19 protein-coding genes are annotated in these 21,346 nt (G+C 51.3%); 9 read left to right on the top strand and 10 right to left on the bottom strand.

Annotated elements, in window-relative coordinates; translation table 11 throughout:
- Positions 1 to 12: 12 nt before the first annotated feature.
- Complete coding sequence (mscS, locus tag WC1_RS07545; RefSeq protein WP_003838477.1) at positions 13 to 891, bottom strand: small-conductance mechanosensitive channel MscS; 879 nt, start codon at positions 889 to 891, stop codon at positions 13 to 15.
- 364 nt (positions 892 to 1,255) lie between these two features.
- On the bottom strand, positions 1,256 to 1,459 hold the full coding sequence (locus WC1_RS23925) for a YfgG family protein (RefSeq protein WP_049002457.1): 204 nt from the start codon (positions 1,457 to 1,459) through the stop codon (positions 1,256 to 1,258).
- Between the two features lie 350 nt (positions 1,460 to 1,809).
- On the opposite strand from WC1_RS23925, the gene WC1_RS07550 reads away from it, so the two are divergent.
- Complete coding sequence (locus tag WC1_RS07550; protein ID WP_016150749.1) at positions 1,810 to 4,080, top strand: sensor domain-containing phosphodiesterase; 2,271 nt, start codon at positions 1,810 to 1,812, stop codon at positions 4,078 to 4,080.
- Here the strand turns inward: WC1_RS07550 and ppx are convergent.
- From ppx to purM, 4 genes are all read right to left on the bottom strand, one after another.
- A complete protein-coding gene (gene ppx / locus WC1_RS07555; RefSeq protein ID WP_003037914.1) occupies positions 4,060 to 5,601 on the bottom strand; it encodes an exopolyphosphatase in 1,542 nt (513 codons plus the stop codon). The genes WC1_RS07550 and ppx overlap by 21 nt on opposite strands.
- A 4-nt stretch (positions 5,602 to 5,605) precedes the next feature.
- Positions 5,606 to 7,672 (bottom strand): polyphosphate kinase 1, encoded by a 2,067-nt coding sequence (gene ppk1, locus WC1_RS07560; protein WP_003037917.1) that lies wholly within the window; start codon positions 7,670 to 7,672, stop codon positions 5,606 to 5,608.
- Positions 7,673 to 7,886: 214 nt separating this feature from the next.
- Positions 7,887 to 8,528, bottom strand: a complete 642-nt coding sequence (gene purN / locus WC1_RS07565) for a phosphoribosylglycinamide formyltransferase (RefSeq protein ID WP_003838482.1) — start codon at positions 8,526 to 8,528, stop codon at positions 7,887 to 7,889.
- A complete protein-coding gene (gene purM, locus WC1_RS07570; protein WP_003838485.1) occupies positions 8,525 to 9,562 on the bottom strand; it encodes a phosphoribosylformylglycinamidine cyclo-ligase in 1,038 nt (345 codons plus the stop codon). The genes purN and purM overlap by 4 nt, the downstream gene beginning before the upstream one ends.
- Positions 9,563 to 9,857: 295 nt before the next feature.
- On the opposite strand from purM, the gene WC1_RS07575 reads away from it, so the two are divergent.
- The 4 genes from WC1_RS07575 to WC1_RS07590 all read left to right on the top strand — a co-directional run bounded on the left by WC1_RS07575 (position 9,858) and on the right by WC1_RS07590 (position 14,281).
- Positions 9,858 to 11,288 (top strand): 6-phospho-beta-glucosidase, encoded by a 1,431-nt coding sequence (locus WC1_RS07575; RefSeq protein ID WP_016150748.1) that lies wholly within the window; start codon positions 9,858 to 9,860, stop codon positions 11,286 to 11,288.
- A 183-nt stretch (positions 11,289 to 11,471) separates the two neighbouring features.
- Entirely contained in the window at positions 11,472 to 12,098 is a 627-nt protein-coding gene (gene upp / locus WC1_RS07580) for a uracil phosphoribosyltransferase (RefSeq protein ID WP_003037929.1), read from the top strand.
- Between the two features lie 96 nt (positions 12,099 to 12,194).
- Positions 12,195 to 13,484, top strand: coding sequence for a uracil permease (gene uraA, locus WC1_RS07585; protein WP_003037932.1), 1,290 nt, complete (start codon positions 12,195 to 12,197; stop codon positions 13,482 to 13,484).
- A gap of 95 nt (positions 13,485 to 13,579) precedes the next feature.
- Positions 13,580 to 14,281: a DnaA inactivator Hda gene (locus tag WC1_RS07590; protein WP_211924219.1), complete on the top strand. Its 702-nt coding sequence runs from the start codon at positions 13,580 to 13,582 to the stop codon at positions 14,279 to 14,281.
- Positions 14,282 to 14,314: 33 nt separating this feature from the next.
- Here WC1_RS07590 and arsC read toward each other — a convergent pair whose 3' ends face one another.
- On the bottom strand, positions 14,315 to 14,674 hold the full coding sequence (arsC, locus tag WC1_RS07595; protein WP_003037937.1) for an arsenate reductase (glutaredoxin): 360 nt from the start codon (positions 14,672 to 14,674) through the stop codon (positions 14,315 to 14,317).
- Positions 14,675 to 14,797: 123 nt separating this feature from the next.
- Complete coding sequence (gene bepA, locus WC1_RS07600) at positions 14,798 to 16,261, bottom strand: beta-barrel assembly-enhancing protease (protein WP_003037939.1); 1,464 nt, start codon at positions 16,259 to 16,261, stop codon at positions 14,798 to 14,800.
- Positions 16,262 to 16,487: 226 nt separating this feature from the next.
- Here bepA and WC1_RS07605 point away from each other — a divergent pair, with 226 nt between their 5' ends.
- The 4 genes from WC1_RS07605 to iadA all read left to right on the top strand — a co-directional run bounded on the left by WC1_RS07605 (position 16,488) and on the right by iadA (position 20,016).
- Complete coding sequence (locus WC1_RS07605; protein ID WP_003037941.1) at positions 16,488 to 17,552, top strand: AI-2E family transporter; 1,065 nt, start codon at positions 16,488 to 16,490, stop codon at positions 17,550 to 17,552.
- A 166-nt stretch (positions 17,553 to 17,718) separates the two neighbouring features.
- On the top strand, positions 17,719 to 18,378 hold the full coding sequence (locus WC1_RS07610; RefSeq protein ID WP_003847228.1) for a nucleoside recognition domain-containing protein: 660 nt from the start codon (positions 17,719 to 17,721) through the stop codon (positions 18,376 to 18,378).
- A 1-nt stretch (position 18,379) separates the two neighbouring features.
- On the top strand, positions 18,380 to 18,841 hold the full coding sequence (locus WC1_RS07615) for a YjiG family protein (protein WP_003037948.1): 462 nt from the start codon (positions 18,380 to 18,382) through the stop codon (positions 18,839 to 18,841).
- 11 nt (positions 18,842 to 18,852) lie between these two features.
- Entirely contained in the window at positions 18,853 to 20,016 is a 1,164-nt protein-coding gene (iadA, locus tag WC1_RS07620; protein WP_016150747.1) for a beta-aspartyl-peptidase, read from the top strand.
- A 152-nt stretch (positions 20,017 to 20,168) separates the two neighbouring features.
- Here the strand turns inward: iadA and bcp are convergent, their stop codons facing one another.
- Both bcp and WC1_RS07630 read right to left on the bottom strand, forming a co-directional pair.
- A complete protein-coding gene (bcp, locus tag WC1_RS07625; protein ID WP_003037951.1) occupies positions 20,169 to 20,639 on the bottom strand; it encodes a thioredoxin-dependent thiol peroxidase in 471 nt (156 codons plus the stop codon).
- Positions 20,639 to 21,211 (bottom strand): glycine cleavage system transcriptional repressor, encoded by a 573-nt coding sequence (locus tag WC1_RS07630; protein ID WP_003037954.1) that lies wholly within the window; start codon positions 21,209 to 21,211, stop codon positions 20,639 to 20,641. Before WC1_RS07630 ends, bcp begins: the two co-directional genes overlap by 1 nt.
- Positions 21,212 to 21,346 lie beyond the last annotated feature (135 nt).

Below are 21,346 nucleotides of genomic sequence, written 5' to 3'. Positions count from 1 at the left end.
AAGCGCTGTGAATTAATCAACCAACTGTAGCTGGGGTTGAGATTGGGGGGCTACGTTCTCAACGCGAATATCCATCTGCGGATACGGCAGGGAGATATGGTTGGCGTCCAGGGCTTCTTTAATGTTTTCCAGCAAATCGTAATAGGTATTCCAGTATTCGATGTTGGGCACCCATACGCGGACGTAAAAATTCAATGCTGAAGCGCCCAGTTCGCCCAGACGAACGGTTACCCCACGTTGCTTATCGATGCGGGTATCCTGATCGATAATATGGTTAATCACGCGCTTAACGTCAGCTATCCGGCTCTGATAGCCGACGCCAATCACCAGATCGATACGGCGGAAAGGGTGGCGGGAATAGTTAATGATATTGTCAGCGATGATCTTACCGTTTGGAATGACCACTTCTTTGCTGTCGGCGGTGAGCAGGGTGGTGGAGAAAATATGTACCTTTTCCACCGTTCCGGTGACTGCCCCAATTTGTACCACTTCTCCGGCGCGGAATGGACGCAGGGAGACCAATAGTACGCCAGCGGCAAAGTTGGAAAGCGATCCTTGTAGCGCGAGTCCAATGGCCAACCCGGCGGCACCAATGACGGCAATAATGGAGGATGTTTCGATACCGACGCGACCCAATGCGGCAACAACGGCAAAGGCGAGAGTAATGTAACGTACCAGCGCGGTGAAGAACTGGATAATGGTTCGGTCAACTTTACGTTTTAAAAGTAATTTTTCCAGACCACTGGAGATCAGGCGAGAGACAAATTTACCGACAAACAGTAAAATTACGGCGGCAACGATATTCCAGCCGAATTGAATAACCGCATCGCTGTGTCCAGCGATCCATTCAAGACCGCTGCTTATTTTCGGAAATAATGAAAAACCACTCATGGTATTACCCTGTAGAATTTAAAATGGTAATGATTCAAATAAGCATTTAATTTCATACATAATATTAATGCTTTCACCTGTGATATTTTCTGGTGATATTAATTGGCGTCTATTTGAACACAGTGTGTCTTTTTATACCCAGTAAATCGGAACGTAAAAATGAGCGCGAATGGTGCAGTGAAGTGAGATTAAAAGATTGTGAATTTGTGCGAAAAACACGGTCTGTTATCGGATAACTCCGTGCGTGTGGTGGGTAAGGCAGCGTATTGTTTCATCACTCAAATCCCTTACCGGATGGTTAAATGTCAGGCGATTAGCCATCCGGTAAGGAATCTTAATGCTGAGATATTACAGGCGCGAGCGATCAGCGCGCGTCGGTTTGAGCAGGAGATGCCTGTTGCGGCTGGGTGATCTGCTGAGAGTCTTTTTTGTTCTGGTGGTGGTGCCACGCACCTATAGCGGAGTAGACGAAGCGTCCGAAGAAGAAGAGAAAGCTGATAAGCAGTACGATCCGGATCATGCGACTATTAAATCGGTGTCGTTTGCGTAGGCTGGTAACCTGGCTCACAAAAGGTTCCTTGTAGTGTACCCAACTGAGGGCGATACTCACATTAAGGCATACTGTGAGGCAATGGTCAATTTTTCGTTATGTAAAATTGCTTCAGTTGTTTTATCCTCATATGTTATGAAAATTAATATTATTATTTGCATTAATAATGAATTAACGATAAGAAACGATGAAAATAGTAATAATTGATTAATGAGGGGCTTTTTTTTTGATATATATCAAACGTCACCCTTTACTGATAACTAAAATTGATGAGACATAGTAATGTATTTAACTTCATCATTTTAGAGTCAGGTGGGATGCCTGTCTGAATACCCCCTGCAGGATGTGCGGGATTCTACTGAGCATCTATGAAACTCAATAAAAATTATATTTGTATGAGAGATAGATGGTGGGCGTTACCTCTCATCATACCATCTTTGCTGTTGCCTATATTGAGCACTGCCAATACCTATGCCCATATTAGTACTGGGACCGTAATTCTTTTCTACATGCCTTTGGCGTTGATGATTAGCCTGATGCTATTTTTTGGCTGGGCGGCATTGCCGGGAATTATCATTTCCATTATCTGCTACAAATATCCGCAGGTTGGGTTATTTGAAACGCTCTCAATAATTTCGCACTTTATTGTAACGATAGTGCTGAGTTGGGGAGGGTATAAAGTATTTGCACCCCGGCGGAACAACGTGTCTCACGGTGACTCCCACCTGATGTTTCAGCGCATGTTTTGGCAGGTCTTTTGCCCGGCGACGCTGTTTCTGATCCTCTTCCAGTTTGCCGCGTTTGTGGGCGTTTATGAGAGTAAATCCGGCATGGTGGGGGTTATGCCCTTTAATACTGGCACGTTGATCAACTATCAGGCTATGCTGGTCGGGAATCTGATTGGGGTTCCTTTGTGCTACTTTATTATTCGCACGATCCGCAACCCTTTGCATGTCAGAGGCTATTTTTCTCAATTAAAGCAGCAGTTTGATACCAAAGTTACCAAAACTGAGGTTGCGGTCTGGCTGATTATATTGGCTGTACTTATGGCATTGCTGTGTATGCCGTTAAATGAACAAAGCTCAATATTCAGCACAAATTATACTCTGTCGTTGTTGCTACCTGTCATGCTCTGGGGAGCAATGCGTTACGGTTACAGATTTATTTCGCTGATATGGTCTGTCGTACTTATTACCGCAATTCATTATTACCAGCGCTATATGCCCTGGTATTCTGGCTACGATACCCAGCTTGCCATTACCTCATCGAGTTATCTTGTTTTCTCCTTCATCGTGAACTTCATTGCCGTACTGGCAACGCGCCAACGCTTTGTTACCCGGCGCAACCATCGTCTGGCATTCTTTGATCCGATGGTGCATCTGCCAAATTTGCGCGCATTGAACCGGGATTTGAAAAAAACGCCATGGTCAGTGCTCTGCTTTTTGCGTGTTCCGGGCATGGAGCTACTGGTAAAAAATTACGGCATTATGCTGCGTATCCAGTACAAGCAAAAACTCTCACAGTGGATAACGCCACTGTTGGCACAGGATGAGCATGTCTATCAGTTATCGGGTAATGACTTAGTTTTGCGTTTTAACACTGAGTCGTATCAGGAGCGCATTGAAGCCCTGGATAGGCATATCAAGCAGTTCCGTTTTATTTGGGATGGCATGCTTTTACAGCCGCAGGTGGGGATCAGTTTTTGCTGTGTCCGTTCTCCTGTTAACCATATCTATCTGTTACTGGGAGAGTTAAGCACCATTGCCGAGCTTTCTCTGGCGACCAATTCACCAGAGAACTTGCAGCGCCGAGGCGTCATGCACTTGCAACGTGACCTGAAAGATAAGGTTGCGATGATGAATCGTCTACAGCTGGCGCTGGAGCACAATCGTTTTTTCCTGATGGCGCAGCCGATTTTTGGCGTACGCGGCGACGTTTATCATGAAATCCTGCTGCGCCTTGAGGGAGATGACGGTGAAACCATCCCGCCTGATTGCTTCTTGCCGATTGCACATGAGTTTGGCTTGTCGTCCAGCATCGATATGTGGGTGATTGAAAATACGCTGAAGTTTATGGCACAGAATCGGGAAAAAATGCCCGCCCGTCGGTTTGCCATTAACTTGTCACCCACGTCGATATGTCGCGCCCGACTTCCGCATGACATCAAGCAGCTACTGGTTAAGTATAAGGTTGAAGCGTGGCAGTTGATTTTTGAAGTCACGGAAAGCAACGCCTTAACCAATGCGGAACAGGCACAGGCAACGTTACTGCAGCTGCAATCACTGGGCTGTCAGATTGCGATTGATGATTTTGGTACGGGTTACGCCAGCTATGCGCGGCTGAAGAATGTGAGTGCCGATATCCTGAAAATTGATGGCAGCTTTATTCGCAGTATCGTTTCGAATAGCCTCGACTACCAGATCGTGGCCTCTATTTGCCATCTGGCTCGGATGAAAAGAATGCTGGTGGTTGCGGAGTACGTCGAAAGTGAAGAAATACGCAGTGCGGTAATTTCGCTGGGGATTGACTACATGCAGGGGTACTTGATTGGCAAACCACAGCCATTGCATGAAACGCTGGAAGAACAGGCACCAGACGCGCTGGCACCTGTTCTGAGTTTATGCGGCGATATCGGGTGAGGTTTCTTCTTCAATTTTGAGACGCCAGCCGGTTACGCCCTCCCAGTATTGCTGCTCTTTTTCCAGATCGAGCAGCACCAGCGCATTTTGGCTAAACCAGTCATGCGGGAAACGTAAGGTCCAGTGGTTGTCGTCGGTTATCAGAGTCAGGGTTGGCGGCGTGGTGGTCGCCTGACGCTGATTATTCAGCAGCACGCCGAGGCGTAACAGTTGAATTAATGGCAGAAACTGTTTTTTCTTGAACAGTGTAAAGCGGGGCAAATCATCCAGTTTCACCGCTTTGCGATGATAACGAACTAATGTTGCCATCATCAGTTGTTGCTCCTGATTAAACCCCGGTAAATCGCTGTTTTGTAAGATATAAGCAGAGTGGCGATGTAAGCCGCTGTGGTTGATGTTCAGCCCAACCTCATGCAGCATCGCTGCCCAGCGCAGTAATGCTTCCAGTTGAGGATTGGCCAGTTTGGGCTGTTGCGTATGCCACTGGTCGTACATTTGCATCGTTGTTTCCAGTACGCGCCGGGCCTGTTCACTGTCAATGTTGTACTGGTTCGCCAGACTGCTGGCGGTACGGCTGCGAACGTCCTGGTGGCGAAAACGTCCTTCCATCTCGTACAGTACGCCTTCGCGTAGTGCGCCATCAGAAAGGCGAAGTTCGCGGATAGCCAACGCGTCAAAAACGCCGCACAGAATCGCGAGTCCGGGTACAAACACTGCTTTTCGTTCTTCTGACAATCCCGGCAAGCTGAGCGCATCAAATGACGCATGCTTCAGCACTTCAGATGTCAGTTTGTCCAGGCGTTCGGGGGTGATAAAACCGTCTTTTTCACCCATCTCCAGCAGCACTTCGTGTGCCGCTTTAATCGTGCCTGACGCGCCCATTGCGACGTTCCAGCCCTGAATGCGAAACTGCCACGTTAAGGTTTCAAGCTTTTGCGCTGCCGCCATGCGGGCACGCTGGAAGTTTTCCCGGCTGATAACACCGCCCGGGAAATACATCTGGGCAAAACTGACGCAGCCCATACGGCGGCTTTCGACCAGCTTGGGTTCGAAATCTTCGCCGATCACCAGTTCTGTTGAGCCACCGCCGATATCGATAACCAGCTTGCGGCCTTTTTCCGGCTGAGTATGCTCCACGCCCATAAAAATCAGTCGGGCTTCTTCGTTACCGGAGATAATCTCAATCGGGTAGGGGATGACTTTTTCCGCTCGCTTGAGAAAATCGGTCGCATTCAGCGCCTGACGCAAAGTATGGGTTCCCACGATGCATACGCTTGACGGGGGAAAGCCCTGCAGGCGTTCGGCGAACAGCGACAGGCAGCTTAATCCGCGTTCCATTGCCTCTTCGCTCAGCTTGTTATCTTCGCCGAGACCATCCGCCAGATGAACGCGCTGTTTCAGCCGCCCGATAATCTGCATTGCGCCATCAACCACGCGGGCAATGACCATATGGAAACTGTTTGAACCAAGGTCGACCGCAGCAAATTCCTGCGGTCGTGGAGTCTTGTCGTGTATTGGCATAGCGTTAGTCAGGTTGCTCGAGTGATTTGATGTAGTCGTAAATCGCCAATTGTGACTGAACTTTACGGCGGTTTCCGCGTGGTACGTAGCGATTACTGAGTTCTTTATCGATGAAGCGAGCCTTCACCGTGTCGCTGAACAGGATATCGATAATATCCAGCACGCGCTGCTTAAGGCGCGGGTCCAGCAGCGGAGTGGCGACCTCGATACGATAGTCGATATTGCGGGTCATCCAGTCTGCAGAGGAGAGGTATACCTGCTTATCGCCACCGTTTTCGAAAATATAAACCCGGTCGTGTTCAAGGTAGCGGTCGACAATGCTTATCACGCGAATATTATCGCTGATGCCTTCCAGGTTCGGGATCAGAGAGCACATACCGCGAATCAACAAATTAACCGGTACGCCTGAGCTTGAAGCCGCATAGAGACGATCAACCAGGCCTTTATCGACCAGGTTGTTCAGTTTTAGCGTGATACCGGAAGGCTGGCCTTGCTGCGCATTGGCGATCTCTTTGTCGATCATCGCGTACAGCAGACGGCGTGAGTTCTGCGGAGAAACCAGCAGATAATCGAACGTCACCGGACGATACGGGTTTTCGATGAAGTTGAACACTCGACGAACCTCGTTGGTGATGCGTGAATCAGCGGTAAGCAACGAGTAGTCGGTGTACAGCCGCGCCGTTTTTTCGTTGAAGTTGCCCGTCCCGATATGCGCATAGCGCACGACTTCATCACCTTCTTTACGCGAGATAAGGAACAGTTTGGCGTGAATTTTCAGACCCGGCGCGGAGAAGATGACGTGAACGCCCGCTTCGGTCAGACGCTTGGCCCAATGAATGTTGGCTTCTTCATCAAAGCGCGCCTGTAATTCCACTACCACGGTGACTTTTTTACTGTTATGCGCGGCATGGATCATCGCGTCGATGATGCGCGAGTCTTTTGCCACACGGTAGATGTTGATCTTTATTGCCAGTACGCTCGGGTCGAAAGACGCCTGGCGCAACAGTTCAAGAACGTGCTCAAAGGTGTGATACGGGTAATACAGCAGCACATCGCGCTCGCGGATTGCATCAAATCCGTTACGGAATTTCTCATTGTCGAACCAGATGTGGCGCAGACGCGGCAGCGGCTTATTCACCAGGTTGGCTTTGCCAACGTTGGGGAAGTTAATAAAGTCTTTGAAGTTATGGTAACGGCCGCCGGGAACAATCGAGTCGTAGCGAGAAATCGTCAGTTTTTCACGTAGCACCTCGACCAACGCATTGGGCATGTCGCGCTGATAGACGAAACGCACAGGCTCTGCGGTCAGACGCTGTTTCAGGCTGGAGGACATCAGCTCCATCAGGCTCGATTCCATCTCGTGCACCAAATCGTATTCGGCGTCACGGGTCATTTTCATCGAATAGGCGTTAAGTGCGTCGTAATCAAAGAACCCTTTGAAAATATCGTCAAGGCAATAACGTAAAATGTTGTCCAACAGGATCATCGGTTTGCGACGACGCGGGGTTTCCGGCGGCAGATTCACAAAACGGGGAACCTTGTCAGAAGGGATTTCCAGCAGCGCGTAGCGGATTGTATCGCCGCGGATAATCTCTACCGCCAGATAGGTGTAGTCATCTTTCAAAAACTGGACTAAATCCGTCTCGCGGTTAATCAGGATCGGCGTGATGTGCTGGCGAAGATATTGCTTGAAGTAATGACGCAACCAGCTCTGCTGATTGGCCGATAGCTGGCGTTCATTGATTAAGAAAATCTGATTGCGCGCCATCTCCAGCAGCAACTCGTTGTACAGACCGTCAAATTCCTGATCGGCTTTTAATACGCGGGCCTGGATTTTGCCTAACAGATGGCGGGAGTGAGAGTTTGAACCCTGTTCTTCGCTAATAATGATTCGGCGCTTCAGTTCGGCAAAACGAACCTTATAAAACTCGTCGAGGTTATTGGAATAGATGCCTAAGAAACGCATCCGTTCGATCAACGGGTTTGACTTATCAGCAGCTTCCTGGAGTACACGTTCGTTGAACGCTAACCAACTGAGTTCTTTCTCGATGTATAGCTTTTCCTGACCCATTACCACTTTTACTCCGTTTCATTCACGGGACACTACCGATTTATTATGGCGAGCATTGCTCTCAGATGTCCAACTGTGCCAGAAAAATATGACAATAAACCGTCTGATAGCAAAGAGAAAGGGGGAGCGTAGATGAATACCGGTGGTATTAACCGGAAAAGGTAGTTATGCCTGTAAGCCGGATGGTGACATGCGGCTTACAGGTTGAATTTTATTATTCGTCGGCCGCATAGCCTTGTGGCGGTAGGCGGATGCCATCCAGCCATGCAGCGTTATCACGCATTTTCAGGCGACCATCAATAAACCAGCTTACCACCAGTGGGTAAATGGTATGTTCCTGAGCCTGAACCCGTGCCGTGACATCATCTTCGCTGTCGCCTTCAAATACCGGAACCTTGGCCTGGAGAATAACCGGTCCGCCGTCCAGTTCATCAGTGACGAAGTGGACGGAGGTACCATGCTCTTCATCGCCGTTTTCCAGTACCTGGCGGTGCGTATGCAAGCCTGGGTACTTCGGCAATAAAGACGGGTGGATATTCAGCAATCGTTCAGAATAGTGCGCGACAAACGCCGGGCTGAGGATGCGCATATAACCGGCCAGCACCACGACATCCGGCGCCCAGGCGTCAATTTCTTGCATCAGTTGGCGGTCGAAGGCTTCGCGACTGGCAAACTGGGCGGCTTCCAGCGAGTGTGCCGGAATATTCGCTTCGCGTGCGCGCTCAAGGCCGAACGCATCGGCCTTGTTACTGAATACTGCACGTATGGTGCCATTGATTTTTTTCTGTTCACAGGCGTCTATTATCGCCTGCAAATTGCTTCCGTTACCGGAAATGAGCACCACAATGTTTTTCATTCAATGACCACACGCTGTTCGGAATCAGAAGCTTTGATGATACCGATTTTCCATGCGTTTTCACCTTTCTCATTGAGCAAAGCCAGGGCTTTGTCCACTTCCGGAGCTGGCAGGGCGATAACCATACCTACGCCGCAGTTAAAGGTGCGATACATCTCATGCTGGCTGACGTTACCCGCCGTTTGCAGCCAGTTGAAGACGGCTGGCCACTGCCAGGAAGACTCGTCGATCACGGCCTGCGTGTTGTCTGGCAGAACGCGTGGAATATTTTCCCAGAAGCCGCCGCCGGTCAGGTGGGCAATGGCGTGCACATCAACCTTCTCGATCAGTTCCAGAATGGATTTTACGTAAATGCGGGTCGGAGCCAGCAGGTGATCGGCCAGCGACTTGCCTTCAAGCTCGGTGGTTTCCGGGTCACAACCGCTGACTTCAACGATTTTACGCACCAGAGAGTAACCGTTGGAGTGCGGACCGCTGGAGCCGAGCGCAATCAGTACGTCGCCGTCAGCCACTTTAGAACCGTCGATAATCTCTGATTTTTCGACGACGCCAACGCAGAAACCAGCCACGTCGTAATCTTCGCCGTGGTACATCCCCGGCATTTCAGCTGTTTCCCCACCGACCAGCGCACAGCCAGACTGCAGGCAGCCTTCGGCAATCCCGTTAATGACGCTGGCTGCGGTGTCCACATCCAGTTTGCCGGTTGCATAGTAGTCGAGGAAGAACAGCGGCTCAGCGCCCTGAACCACGAGGTCGTTGACGCACATTGCGACGAGGTCAATGCCGATAGTGTCGTGGCGTTTCAGATCCATCGCCAGACGCAGTTTTGTACCAACGCCATCAGTGCCGGAAACCAGTACCGGTTCACGATATTTTTGCGGCAATGCGCACAGCGCACCGAAGCCACCCAGACCACCCATAACTTCCGGACGACGCGTTTTCTTTACTACGCCTTTGATTCGATCAACCAGAGCATTACCTGCATCAATATCAACACCGGCATCTTTGTAGCTAAGAGAGGTTTTATCGGTCACTGCCTGCTTCCCCACATGTTTACTTGCAGTAAAAGTTAAATTCGGCGCAATTCTAACAGGGAAAGCAAACGTTTGCGAGCCTGCTCTGCATCAAGTTTTATCTGCTGGTTTTTTCAGCATTTTACAATCATTTATCTATTTGTTTGAACTGCGCCACGAAAATGAAACCGGGTACAGCCTTGTGCTTGAAACCTGCCAGCCGAATGCACAGTATCGTACTGAAACCGGTTTCTGTTTTCTGTTGCGGGCCTCATTTGGAGCGTTTTGCGCAGAGTCATCACGATAGGGGAAGGGGATGTCAGGATTTAAAGCAGATTTCATGTGGGGTGGCGCTGTCGCCGCTCATCAACTGGAAGGTGGCTGGCAGGAGGGCGGTAAAGGAATTAGCGTTGCCGATGTCATGACGGCGGGGGCGCATGGCGTGGCGCGTGAAATTACTGACGGTGTGATTGCCGGTAAAAACTACCCTAACCACGATGCCATCGATTTTTATCATCGCTATAAAGACGACATCAAGCTGTTTGCCGAAATGGGGTTTAAATGTTTTCGCACTTCTATTGCCTGGACGCGGATTTTCCCTTTAGGTGACGAAGCGCAACCCAATGAAGCTGGCCTGCAGTTCTATGATGATCTGTTCGACGAATGTCTGAGATATGGCATTGAACCGGTGATTACGTTGTCGCACTTCGAGATGCCCTACCATCTGGTGACGGAGTACGGCGGCTGGCGCAACCGTAAGCTTATCGACTTTTTTGTCCGTTTTGCCCGGGTGGTTTTCACTCGTTACCAGCACAAAGTGAAGTACTGGATGACGTTTAATGAGATTAACAATCAGGCAAATTATCACGAAGACTTCGCGCCCTTTACTAACTCTGGCCTGAAATATCTGCCTGGTGAAGACCGCGAGCCGGTCATGTACCAGGCGGCGCACTACGAGCTGGTGGCAAGCGCGCTGGCGGTGAAGGTCGCGCGTGAAATTAACCCGGCGCTGCAAATTGGCTGCATGATTGCGATGTGCCCAATTTATCCGCTGACCTGTGCGCCGAACGACATGATGATGGCGATGAATGCTATGCACCGGCGTTACTGGTTTACTGACGTCCATGTGCGCGGCAAATACCCGCAGCATCTTCTCAATTACTTTACCCGTCGTGGCTTTGAACTGGATATCACCGAGGAAGACCGTCAGGCGCTGACCGAGGGCTGCGTTGATTACATCGGCTTTAGCTATTATATGTCTTTCGCGACCCAGGCAACGGCGGACAACCCACAACTGGATTACGACGAGTCGAAAAGCCTGGTTTCTAACCCGTACGTGCAGAAGTCGGACTGGGGCTGGCAGATTGATCCCGTCGGTCTGCGCTATTCGCTGAACTGGTTCTGGGATCATTATCAGTTGCCGCTGTTTATTGTTGAAAACGGCTTTGGGGCGATTGACGTGCAGCAGGCCGATGGCTCGGTGGATGATTCCTATCGTATTGACTATATGGCCGCGCATATCCGCGAAATGAAAAAAGCGGTGGTGGAAGATGGCGTGGATCTGATGGGTTATACCCCGTGGGGCTGTATTGATTTAGTCTCGGCCGGGACGGGGGAGATGAAAAAACGCTACGGCTTTATCTATGTTGATAAAAATAATGACGGGAGTGGGACATTAGCACGCTCGCCGAAGAAATCTTTTTCATGGTATCAAAACGTCATCCAGAGTAATGCTGAAAATCTATAAAATTCATAGCATTGATAACAACCCCCGCACTTATTGTGGGGGTTGTTTTATACTCATCATCCAGACGCAAACGATTTTGGTTGATCCATATCAAGCGTATGCAGTGTTGCGCCAGAGACGAAAAGCGGTATAATCCGGCGATTTTTTTTGTGGTTGCCACTCGTCTGAGGAAAGGAGAAGAGTATGAAGATCGTGGAAGTCAAACACCCACTCGTCAAACACAAGCTGGGACTGATGCGTGAAAACGACATCAGCACTAAACGCTTTCGTGAACTCGCCTCGGAAGTTGGCAGCCTGCTGACTTATGAAGCAACCGCCGGTCTGGAAACCGAAAAGGTGACCATTGAAGGCTGGAACGGTCCGGTTGAAGTTGACCAAATCAAAGGTAAAAAAATCACTGTTGTGCCAATCCTGCGTGCGGGCCTGGGCATGATGGAAGGCGTACTGGAAAACGTTCCGAGTGCGCGTATCAGCGTGGTCGGTATGTACCGTAATGAAGAGACGCTGGAGCCGGTTCCGTACTTCCAGAAGCTGGTTTCTAACATTGATGAGCGTATGGCGCTGATCGTTGACCCGATGCTGGCAACCGGCGGTTCCGTTATCGCTACCATCGACCTGCTGAAAAAAGCAGGCTGCAGCAGCATTAAAGTCCTGGTGCTGGTTGCAGCGCCGGAAGGTATCGCGGCGCTGGAAAAAGCGCACCCGGATGTTGAGCTGTACACTGCCTCCATCGATCAGGGACTGAACGAGCACGGATACATTATTCCGGGGCTCGGCGATGCCGGCGATAAGATTTTTGGTACCAAGTAAACGAATAAGTGAAAAGAAGCCGACTTTAAGAGTCGGCTTTTTTTTGAATAAAACAACCCAATCGCTAATAACAAACAACACTCAGAGGAAAACACTATGACGCGCCGTGCTATCGGGGTGAGTGAAAGACCGCCGCTTTTACAGACAATCCCGCTTAGTTTACAGCACCTGTTCGCCATGTTTGGCGCAACGGTACTGGTGCCAGTCCTGTTTCATATCAACCCAGCTACCGTTCTGCTGTTTAACGGTATTGGTACTTTACTGTATCTCTTTATTTGTAAAGGTAAAATTCCGGCTTACCTCGGTTCAAGCTTTGCGTTCATTTCCCCGGTTCTGCTGCTGCTGCCGCTAGGGTATGAAGTGGCGCTGGGCGGTTTCATTATGTGTGGCATCCTGTTCTGCCTGGTTTCGTTCATCGTTAAGAAAGCCGGTACTGGCTGGCTGGATGTAATGTTCCCGCCTGCGGCGATGGGCGCAATCGTTGCCGTTATCGGTCTGGAGTTGGCGGGTGTCGCTGCGGGTATGGCGGGATTGCTGCCTGCGGAAGGACAAGCGCCAGACTCAACAACCATCATCATCTCAATGGTGACGCTGGCTGTGACGGTATTTGGTTCCGTGCTGTTCCGTGGCTTTATGGCGATTATCCCGATTTTGATTGGGGTGCTGGCCGGGTACGCGCTCTCCTTCGTGATGGGCGTCGTGGACACCACGCCGATAGCGCAGGCCCACTGGTTTGCTCTGCCAACGTTCTACACGCCGCGCTTTGAATGGGTCGCTATTCTGACCATTCTGCCTGCGGCGCTGGTGGTTATTGCTGAACACGTCGGCCACCTGGTGGTAACGGCGAATATCGTGAAAAAAGATTTGATTCGCGATCCTGGCCTGCATCGTTCTATGTTTGCTAACGGTCTGTCGACGGTGATCTCCGGCTTCTTCGGTTCTACGCCGAACACCACGTACGGCGAAAACATCGGCGTCATGGCGATTACCCGCGTTTACAGTACCTGGGTTATTGGCGGTGCGGCGATTTTCGCCATTCTGCTCTCCTGCGTGGGTAAACTGGCTGCGGCGATCCAAATTATTCCACTGCCGGTCATGGGCGGTGTATCTCTGCTGTTGTACGGCGTGATTGGCGCTTCCGGTATTCGCGTGCTGATCGAGTCAAAAGTTGACTACAACAAAGCACAGAACCTGATCCTGACCTCGGTCATTTTGATCATCGGCGTCAGCGGCGCGAAAGTTCACATCGGTGCTGCTGAGCTGAAAGGCATGGCGCTGGCGACCATTGTGGGTGTCTGTCTGAGCCTGATTTTCAAAGTTATCAGCCTGCTGCGTCCAGAAGAAGTGGTGCTCGACGCCAAAGATGCCGACACTGAGCAACAGTAAACCTTTGACCGGGCGGCGATGCTGCCCGGTTCTATCGCGACGCATTTCTGTGTTAAACTCAACGCGATTTTATGAAATCCTGGGTTGAGGTATCTCTGAACACACCGGCACAGCTCTCTTTGCCACTTTATCTTCCTGACGACGAAACTTTCGCAAGTTTCTGGCCGGGGGATAACTCCTCTTTACTGGCTGCACTGCAAAACGTGCTGCGTCAGGAACATAGCGGGTATATTTATCTTTGGTCGCGTGAAGGCGCAGGCCGTAGTCATTTGCTGCATGCTGCCTGTGCGGAACTGTCCGCGCGCGGCGATGCGGTAGGCTACGTGCCGCTCGACAAACGCACCTGGTTCGTCCCCGAGGTGCTCGACGGGATGGAGCATTTATCGCTGGTATGCATCGACAACATCGAATGTGTGGCCGGTGATTCGCTGTGGGAAATGGCGATCTTTGATCTCTACAACCGTATCCTGGAGTCGGGGAAAACACGCCTGCTGATCACCGGCGATCGTCCACCAAGACAGCTGAATCTGGGATTGCCGGATCTCGCTTCGCGTCTGGACTGGGGGCAAATCTACAAGCTGCAACCACTTTCCGATGAAGATAAGCTGCAGGCGTTGCAATTACGCGCCAGACTTCGCGGATTTGAACTGCCGGAAGATGTGGGCCGCTTTCTGCTTAAGCGTCTGGATCGGGAAATGCGTACGCTGTTTATGACGTTGGATCAGCTTGATCACGCATCGATTACCGCCCAGCGTAAGCTGACCATTCCGTTCGTAAAAGAAATTCTGAAGCTGTAAGCGCCGCAGCCAAATAACTGCGGCAGGTTTCGGTTAACCGACGATTTCCAGTACCTGCTCCGGCGGGCGTCCAATTCGAGCCTGACCTTTGGCAACTACGATCGGGCGCTCCATCAATTTCGGGTTTTCCACCATTGCCTGAATCAGCGCATCTTCACTCAGATTTTTGTCCGCCAGGTTAAGCGATTTATAGAGATCCTCTTTCTGGCGCATCAGCTCACGCGCGCTGGACATACCCAGCATCTGCAGAAGTTCACGCAGGGTCGCGGCGTCAGCCGGGGTTTCCAGATACAGCACCACTTCCGGGTCCACGCCATTGGACTTCAGTAATTCCAGCGTTTCACGGCTCTTGGAGCAGCGTGGGTTATGGTAGATTTTAATCGCGTCTGACATGACTTCTCCTTGCATAACAATACTGCCGGATGGCGGCCAAAAGACCTTATCCGGCCTACATATCGCGTCTGACGTAGGCCGGATAAGACGCTACAGCGTCGCCATCCGGCAAGGGTTCGATAATTACATCTTCGTGTAGGGTTTAAAGCGTTCTTGCAGCTGGCGTAGCTGGTCGATACGGGCATCGTATCTGGCCTGCTGCTGGCTACCCAGTTTCACCTGAGAGCTTGCGCTGCTGAGCATCGAAATCGCCTGATCCAGACGTCCGGCGAGGGCATACCCCTCCGCCCGCGCCGCCAGCTCCTGATCGCGGTTGTTCAGGTTGGCTTCCGTTTGCGCTAACAGATCCCAGCCGTTAGGGTCGTCCTTATGGTTAAACGTATAGCGATTCAGGATGGTTGCCGCCTCTTTGGCTTGCCCACCCTGTAAATACGCATTCGCCAGGTTGAGCTGCAGTACCGGGTTAGTGCGCAGGTCGCGGGCGTTTTTCAGGCGGTTAATGGCATCACTGGTTTTCTTCTGGCCGAGATCGATATCCGTTGCCAGGTCGAGATACCAGGCATTGTTCGCGTCTGCTGCCAGCAGCGGTTGCAGCGCTTTACGCGCCTCGTCATATTTGCTGGCTTCCATCGCCTGCAATGCCCGGCCATATTGTGCCGCACGTTGCTCACGTACGTTGCCTTTCGACCAGTTACTCAGCAGGTCATCGGTCAACTGGTTACGACCAGAGTTGTACATGCCCAAGGTTCGTGCCTTAGCCAGATAAAAATCTTCTGACGACTGGACGACCACCGGACGCATCTGGTTGGCGCGGTTACGGGCATCCGACAGGCGGCTTTCAGGCAGGGGGTGAGTCAGCAAAATTTCCGGCGGACGCGAAGAGTAACGGGCCTGATCGAGCAGTTTTTCGAGGAACGTCGGCATGGCCTGGGGATCGAATCCCGAGCGTTGCAGCACCTGAATACCGATGCGGTCTGCTTCCTGTTCATTTTGTTGCGTAAAGCTAATCATCCCCTGACGTGTACCCGCCAGCGTACCGGTCAGCGCCGCCATACCCGCCTGCGGGCTAGCCATCGCTAATAAAATTGAACCTAGCGCACCTACCCACGTTAGCGGCGCACTGCGTTTCTGATCTTCCATTGCACGCGCCAGGTGACGTTGTGTGACGTGGGAAATTTCGTGTGCCATAACCGATGCTAACTGGCTTTCGTTGTCGGAATAGCGGAACAGCGCGGAGTGCAAGACAACGTTGCCGCCAAAGAAAGCAAAGGCGTTGATTTCATCGTTGTTGATCAAAAAGAATGTGAAGGGTGTTTTTACCGAGTCGGCGTGCGAGACCAGACGCATCCCCAGCGCATTAATGTATTGGGTGAGCAATGGATCATTAATTAATGGCGCACTGCCGCGCAGTTGGCGTACGTAATAATCGCCCATCTGCATTTCCTGTCCTATGGAAAGCGTACTGCCTGCCGACGTTCCCATATCAGGCAGGGTGTCCGCAGTATCAGCAAATGCGGGCGCAACCTGACCGATAGTCAGTGCGGCAATGAGGGTAGCAACCAGGTTTTTTTTCAACTGCCTGAACATAACCTCTGTCCTGTATTCTTTTTTGAGATAGCCATTTGACCAATGCTGTGAAGTATCGTTCACACTCCGCAAGCTTACGGAGTGTAACTGCGAAAGCTGACGATGAACACCCAGGAAAAATGTCTTTTCACTTTGCGTAATCAGCCATAAAAAGCGAAGTCTTTTTTGTGACATTTCGATACAATTCGGGATCGCAATCCCGCTATTGGGTTCATGGAAGGGTTTTATGCTCGAAATGTTGATGCAATGGTATCGTCGCCGCTTTAGCGACCCCGAAGCCATCGCCCTGCTGATTATTCTGGTTGCCGGTTTTGGCATCCTGTTCTTTTTTAGCGGTCTTCTGGCGCCGCTACTGGTCGCCATAGTGCTGGCGTACCTGCTTGAATGGCCGACTGTGCGGCTGGAACATATTGGGTGTTCACGGCGTTGGGCGACATCGATTGTGCTGGTGGTGTTTGTCGGTATTTTGCTGCTGATGGCCTTTGTGGTGATGCCCGTTGCGTGGCAGCAGGGTATTTATCTGATCCGCGACATGCCCGGCATGCTTAATAAATTGTCTGATTTTGCCGCCACCTTGCCAAGACGTTATCCGGCGCTGATGGATGCGGGCATCATTGATGCGATGGCGGAAAATATGCGCTCGCGAATGCTCACCATGGGCGATTCGGTGGTGAAATATTCGTTAGCCTCACTGGTTGGATTGCTGACCCTGGCGGTCTATCTGGTTCTCGTCCCGTTGATGGTGTTCTTCCTGATCAAAGATAAAGGACAGATGCTGAACGCCGTGCGCCGGGTGCTGCCGCGTAATCGTGGGCTGGCGGGGCAGGTGTGGAAAGAGATGAACCAGCAAATCACCAACTATATCCGCGGAAAGGTGCTGGAAATGGTGGTGGTCGGCGTGGCGACCTGGCTCGGCTTCCTGCTGTTTGGTCTCAACTATTCGCTGCTGCTGGCGGTGCTGGTAGGGTTCTCTGTGCTGATCCCGTATATCGGCGCTTTTGTGGTGACGATTCCGGTAGTTGGCGTGGCGCTGTTTCAGTTCGGGCTTGGCACCGAGTTCTGGAGCTGTTTTGCCGTGTACCTGATTATCCAGGCGCTGGACGGCAATCTGCTGGTTCCCGTGCTGTTCTCCGAGGCGGTCAATCTGCATCCACTGGTGATTATTCTCTCCGTGGTGATTTTCGGCGGTCTGTGGGGATTCTGGGGCGTATTCTTTGCGATCCCTCTGGCGACGTTAATCAAAGCGGTAATGCACGCCTGGCCGGATGGTCAGGTCGTTGACGAACCCTAATCTGCAAGATCCGGCGATATCATGTCGCCGGATCCGAACTTGTCTGACCTCTATCCACACTTTCTGAATAATCTCTTCTGCTGTCGTTTTTCTCCGCATTTGTCTTTAACTTGACCTGCGTGATGTCTTTCTGTCACGCAAGGAATAAGACCAACAGGAGAACAAAATGGGTCACAACACACACACGCAGCAAAAGGTGGGATGGGGCGGTTATCTCGCTTTTTTTATTACGATTATCCTTTTTTCCGGCATGTTTGCGAAAAGTACCGAATGGTGGCGGGTCTTTGACTTCACCGTCCTCAACGGCGCGTTTGGGCAGATTAATGCCGCAGGCGATACGGCGGTCTCTTTTCGCGGCTCTGGAGGGATGGGAGCCAAAGACGGCTTCTTATTCGCGCTTGAGCTGGCACCTTCCGTCATTCTTTCACTCGGGATTATTTCCGTCACCGAAGGGCTAGGTGGTTTACGTGCGGCACAACAGCTGATGACGCCGGTCCTGCGCCCGTTACTCGGTATTCCGGGAGTTTGTTCGCTGGCGCTAATTGCTAATTTGCAAAATACCGATGCCGCGGCCGGGATGACCAAAGAGATGGCGGAAGAGGGCATTATTACTGAACAGGAGCGTGCCATTTTTGCCTGCTGGCAAACCAGCGGCAGCGCGTGTATTACCAACTATTTTTCCTCTGGTGCTGCGCTGTTTACGGTGGTTACCGTTCCGGTGATTACGCCGCTGGCGGTTATCCTTGTCTTCAAATTTGTGGGTGCGAACCTGCTGCGTTTGTGGATTGCGCAGCTGGAAAATCGCCGTCTGCAGCAGGAGGTCTGAGATGACAACGCAGGTACGTAAAAACGTCATGGATATGTTTATCGATGGCGCGCGGCGCGGGTTTACAATTGCTACAACCAGCCTGTTACCTAACGTGGTGATGGCGTTTGTGATTATTCAGGCGCTGAAGGTGACGGGATTGCTCGAGATTGTCGGGCGGGTGTGCGAACCGGTGATGGCGTTGTGGGGGCTACCGGGGGAATCTGCCACCGTGCTGCTGGCGGCGGTGATGAGTATGGGAGGCGGCGTCGGCGTTTGTGCCAGTCTGGTTGTTGCTGGTACGCTTTCGGGACATGATGCGACTGTATTGCTACCGGCAATCTACCTGATGGGCAATCCGGTGCAAAATGTGGGACGCTGCCTGGGAACTGCGGGGGTCCATCCCCGTTACTACCCGCTGATTATTGCGGTATGCGTCATTAATGCGCTGCTCTCTATTTGGGTTATGCAGGTAATTGCCTGACAAGGAAGGTTATGAACTGTTCAATTCTTAATTTGACGTTGTTCCAGCAGGGACACGTGTACGCACCGGAAGATTTAGGGCGACAGGATATACTGGTCTCCGGCAGTAAAATTGTTGCCATCGCCCCGTCAATTTCTCCTGAAGACTTTCCCGGTTGCGAGTGTATCAATCTTGACGGCGCGATTGTGTGCCCAGGATTTATCGATCAACACGTCCATCTGATTGGCGGCGGCGGGGAAGCAGGGCCGCATACCCGCACGCCGGAAGTACGATTGTCACGCCTGGTTGAAGCTGGTGTAACTTCGGTAGTCGGTTTGCTGGGTACCGATGGCATTACCCGTCATCCGGAATCGCTGCTGGCAAAAACCCGCGCGCTGGAGTTTGAAGGCATCAGCGCATGGATGCTTACTGGGGCGTATTCTCTGCCTTCCCCGACGATCACCGGCAGCATCGATCGTGACGTGGCGCTGATCGATAAAATCATTGGCGTGAAATGTGCGATTTCGGACCATCGTTCCTCAGCCCCAGATACCTCGGTGCTGGCAAACATGGCAGCGCAGTCGCGCGTCGGTGGATTGTTAGGACGCAAACCGGGGATCAGTGTATTCCATATGGGCGATAGCCCGCGCATGCTGGAACCGTTGTACCAGATCCTCAACTGCTGCGATGTGCCGATTACTAAACTGTTGCCGACACACGTTAACCGTGCGGAACCGTTGTTCCAGGCGGCGCTGGAGTATGCCCGTAAAGGCGGTTATATCGACATTACCAGCAGCATTGAGGAGCCCGTCGACCCCGCCACGGCTATCGCCACGGCGCTGCGGCAGAACGTGCCACTGTCGCGCATTACGCTTAGCTCGGATGGCAACGGCAGCCAGCCGGAATTTGATGAGTTAGGTAATCTCATCGGTATCGGTGTCGCGGGGTTTGAATCACTGGCTGAAACGGTGCGCCAGTTGGTGAAAGTTCATGCCATACCGCTGGAACAGGCGCTCTGTCCGCTGACGAGTACGGTTGCAGAATTTTTGGGGCTCGAACATAAGGGGCGCCTGGCGGTGGGATGCGATGCGGACATTCTGGTGCTTAACGATGCGTTGGAGGTTAATCACCTTTGGGCGAAGGGAAAAGCCGTGGTCAGAGAGAAGAAAGCCAGCGTAAAAGGGACGTTTGAATAAACGCTTATGCGGATGTCAGCCTGAAAAGTACAGATTTACGTTTATGCCGGGTGGCGGCTACGCCTTACCCGGCCTACAAGTTTCGCAATATTAATAAGCTGCGTAGGCCTGATAAGCGAAGCGCCATCAGGCTTTTTCCAGCAAAACGTAAATCAGGCGTTCTCTTTCAGCCAGTTCAGTACCACGTCGTGGTGATTGCTGGTTTTGAAGTCATCGAACACGTGCTCAATTTTGCCTTCGGCATCAATCAGGAAGCTGATGCGGTGGATGCCATCGTAGGTTTTGCCCATAAATGATTTCTCACCCCAGACGCCGAACTGCTCGCAAACCTGATGATCTTCATCGGACAGGAGCGTGAAATTCAGGACTTCTTTCTCCGCGAATCGGGAAAGCTTCTCTGGTTTGTCGGTGCTGATCCCCAGCACTTCAACACCAGCTTTTTTTAACTCATCCATGTTATCGCGCAAGCCGCAGGCCTGTACGGTACAGCCGGGTGTCATGGCTTTCGGGTAAAAATAAACCAGAACACGCTGTCCCTGGAAGTCGGTTAAATTTACTTGTTCTCCGTCTTGATCCGGCAAGCTAAATTTCGGTGCGATATCACCGGCTTTCAGTGGGTTCATTACTTAACTCCATCCTGTTCATCATGCTGTGAGTAATTGACGACGTTAATACTGCCTTGCGCATTGAGTTCTGTACAGAGTGCTTTAAACGCATCTTCAATATTTGCCGAATCATGTGACGCAGGACTATGTGCGGTAATTTGAATAAACAACTGCGCCGCCTTTCCATTCTCAGCCGGTTGCGTGCGTGAAACCAATTCCGCAATATTCATTTGGTGGCTGTCAAACAGTGCGGTGAAGCGTTCAATCAAATGGGGAGAATCAGGGACATCGACCTGCACCCATACCGTAGCAGGCATCGCCGGACGAGGGCGCGCGGTCGTGCGCTTCATCACAATGAGTAAATCCAGCTCTGCGCCTTTTAATGGCAGGGTTGATTCAATCAGGGTGATGGCATTCCAGGTGCCCGACAGCAACATGATAAACGTGAACTCATCACCCAGCATGGCCAGTCGGCTGTCTTCGATATTACAGCCGCAACTGCTGACATGACGTGTGATGGTGTTCACAATTCCTGGGCGGTCGGCACCCAGCGCAGTAATAACCAGATAGTGTTGCGATGACGATGTCAAACCTGTTCTTCCTTTGAGCGGTGAGGTAATCATAAGGAAAGCATAAAAAAAACATGCATACAACAATCAGAACGGCTCTGGTCGCTTGCTTTTATTGTCGTACCAAACGTACCATTGAGACACTTGTTTGCACAG

Origin of the sequence: Citrobacter sp. KTE30, from assembly GCF_000398825.1 — a bacterium.
GTDB classification, from domain to species: Bacteria; Pseudomonadota; Gammaproteobacteria; order Enterobacterales; family Enterobacteriaceae; genus Citrobacter; species Citrobacter freundii.
Note: the sequence above shows the minus strand (reverse complement) of the source record. Positions and strands in the feature narration are given on the sequence as shown.

Bases quoted from the DNA above. Each gene is read 5' to 3' on its own strand.
- WC1_RS07575 (WP_016150748.1), top strand. From the start codon at position 9,858: ATGTCAGGATTTAAAGCAGATTTCATGTGGGGTGGCGCTGTCGCCGCT.
- purN (WP_003838482.1), bottom strand. From the start codon at position 8,528: ATGAAAAACATTGTGGTGCTCATTTCCGGTAACGGAAGCAATTTGCAG.
- upp (WP_003037929.1), top strand. From the start codon at position 11,472: ATGAAGATCGTGGAAGTCAAACACCCACTCGTCAAACACAAGCTGGGA.
- uraA (WP_003037932.1), top strand. From the start codon at position 12,195: ATGACGCGCCGTGCTATCGGGGTGAGTGAAAGACCGCCGCTTTTACAG.
- bcp (WP_003037951.1), bottom strand. From the start codon at position 20,639: ATGAACCCACTGAAAGCCGGTGATATCGCACCGAAATTTAGCTTGCCG.
- iadA (WP_016150747.1), top strand. From the start codon at position 18,853: ATGAACTGTTCAATTCTTAATTTGACGTTGTTCCAGCAGGGACACGTG.
- bepA (WP_003037939.1), bottom strand. From the start codon at position 16,261: ATGTTCAGGCAGTTGAAAAAAAACCTGGTTGCTACCCTCATTGCCGCA.
- arsC (WP_003037937.1), bottom strand. From the start codon at position 14,674: ATGTCAGACGCGATTAAAATCTACCATAACCCACGCTGCTCCAAGAGC.
- WC1_RS07605 (WP_003037941.1), top strand. From the start codon at position 16,488: ATGCTCGAAATGTTGATGCAATGGTATCGTCGCCGCTTTAGCGACCCC.
- mscS (WP_003838477.1), bottom strand. From the start codon at position 891: ATGAGTGGTTTTTCATTATTTCCGAAAATAAGCAGCGGTCTTGAATGG.
- WC1_RS07610 (WP_003847228.1), top strand. From the start codon at position 17,719: ATGGGTCACAACACACACACGCAGCAAAAGGTGGGATGGGGCGGTTAT.
- ppx (WP_003037914.1), bottom strand. From the start codon at position 5,601: ATGCCAATACACGACAAGACTCCACGACCGCAGGAATTTGCTGCGGTC.
- ppk1 (WP_003037917.1), bottom strand. From the start codon at position 7,672: ATGGGTCAGGAAAAGCTATACATCGAGAAAGAACTCAGTTGGTTAGCG.
- WC1_RS07615 (WP_003037948.1), top strand. From the start codon at position 18,380: ATGACAACGCAGGTACGTAAAAACGTCATGGATATGTTTATCGATGGC.
- WC1_RS07550 (WP_016150749.1), top strand. From the start codon at position 1,810: ATGAAACTCAATAAAAATTATATTTGTATGAGAGATAGATGGTGGGCG.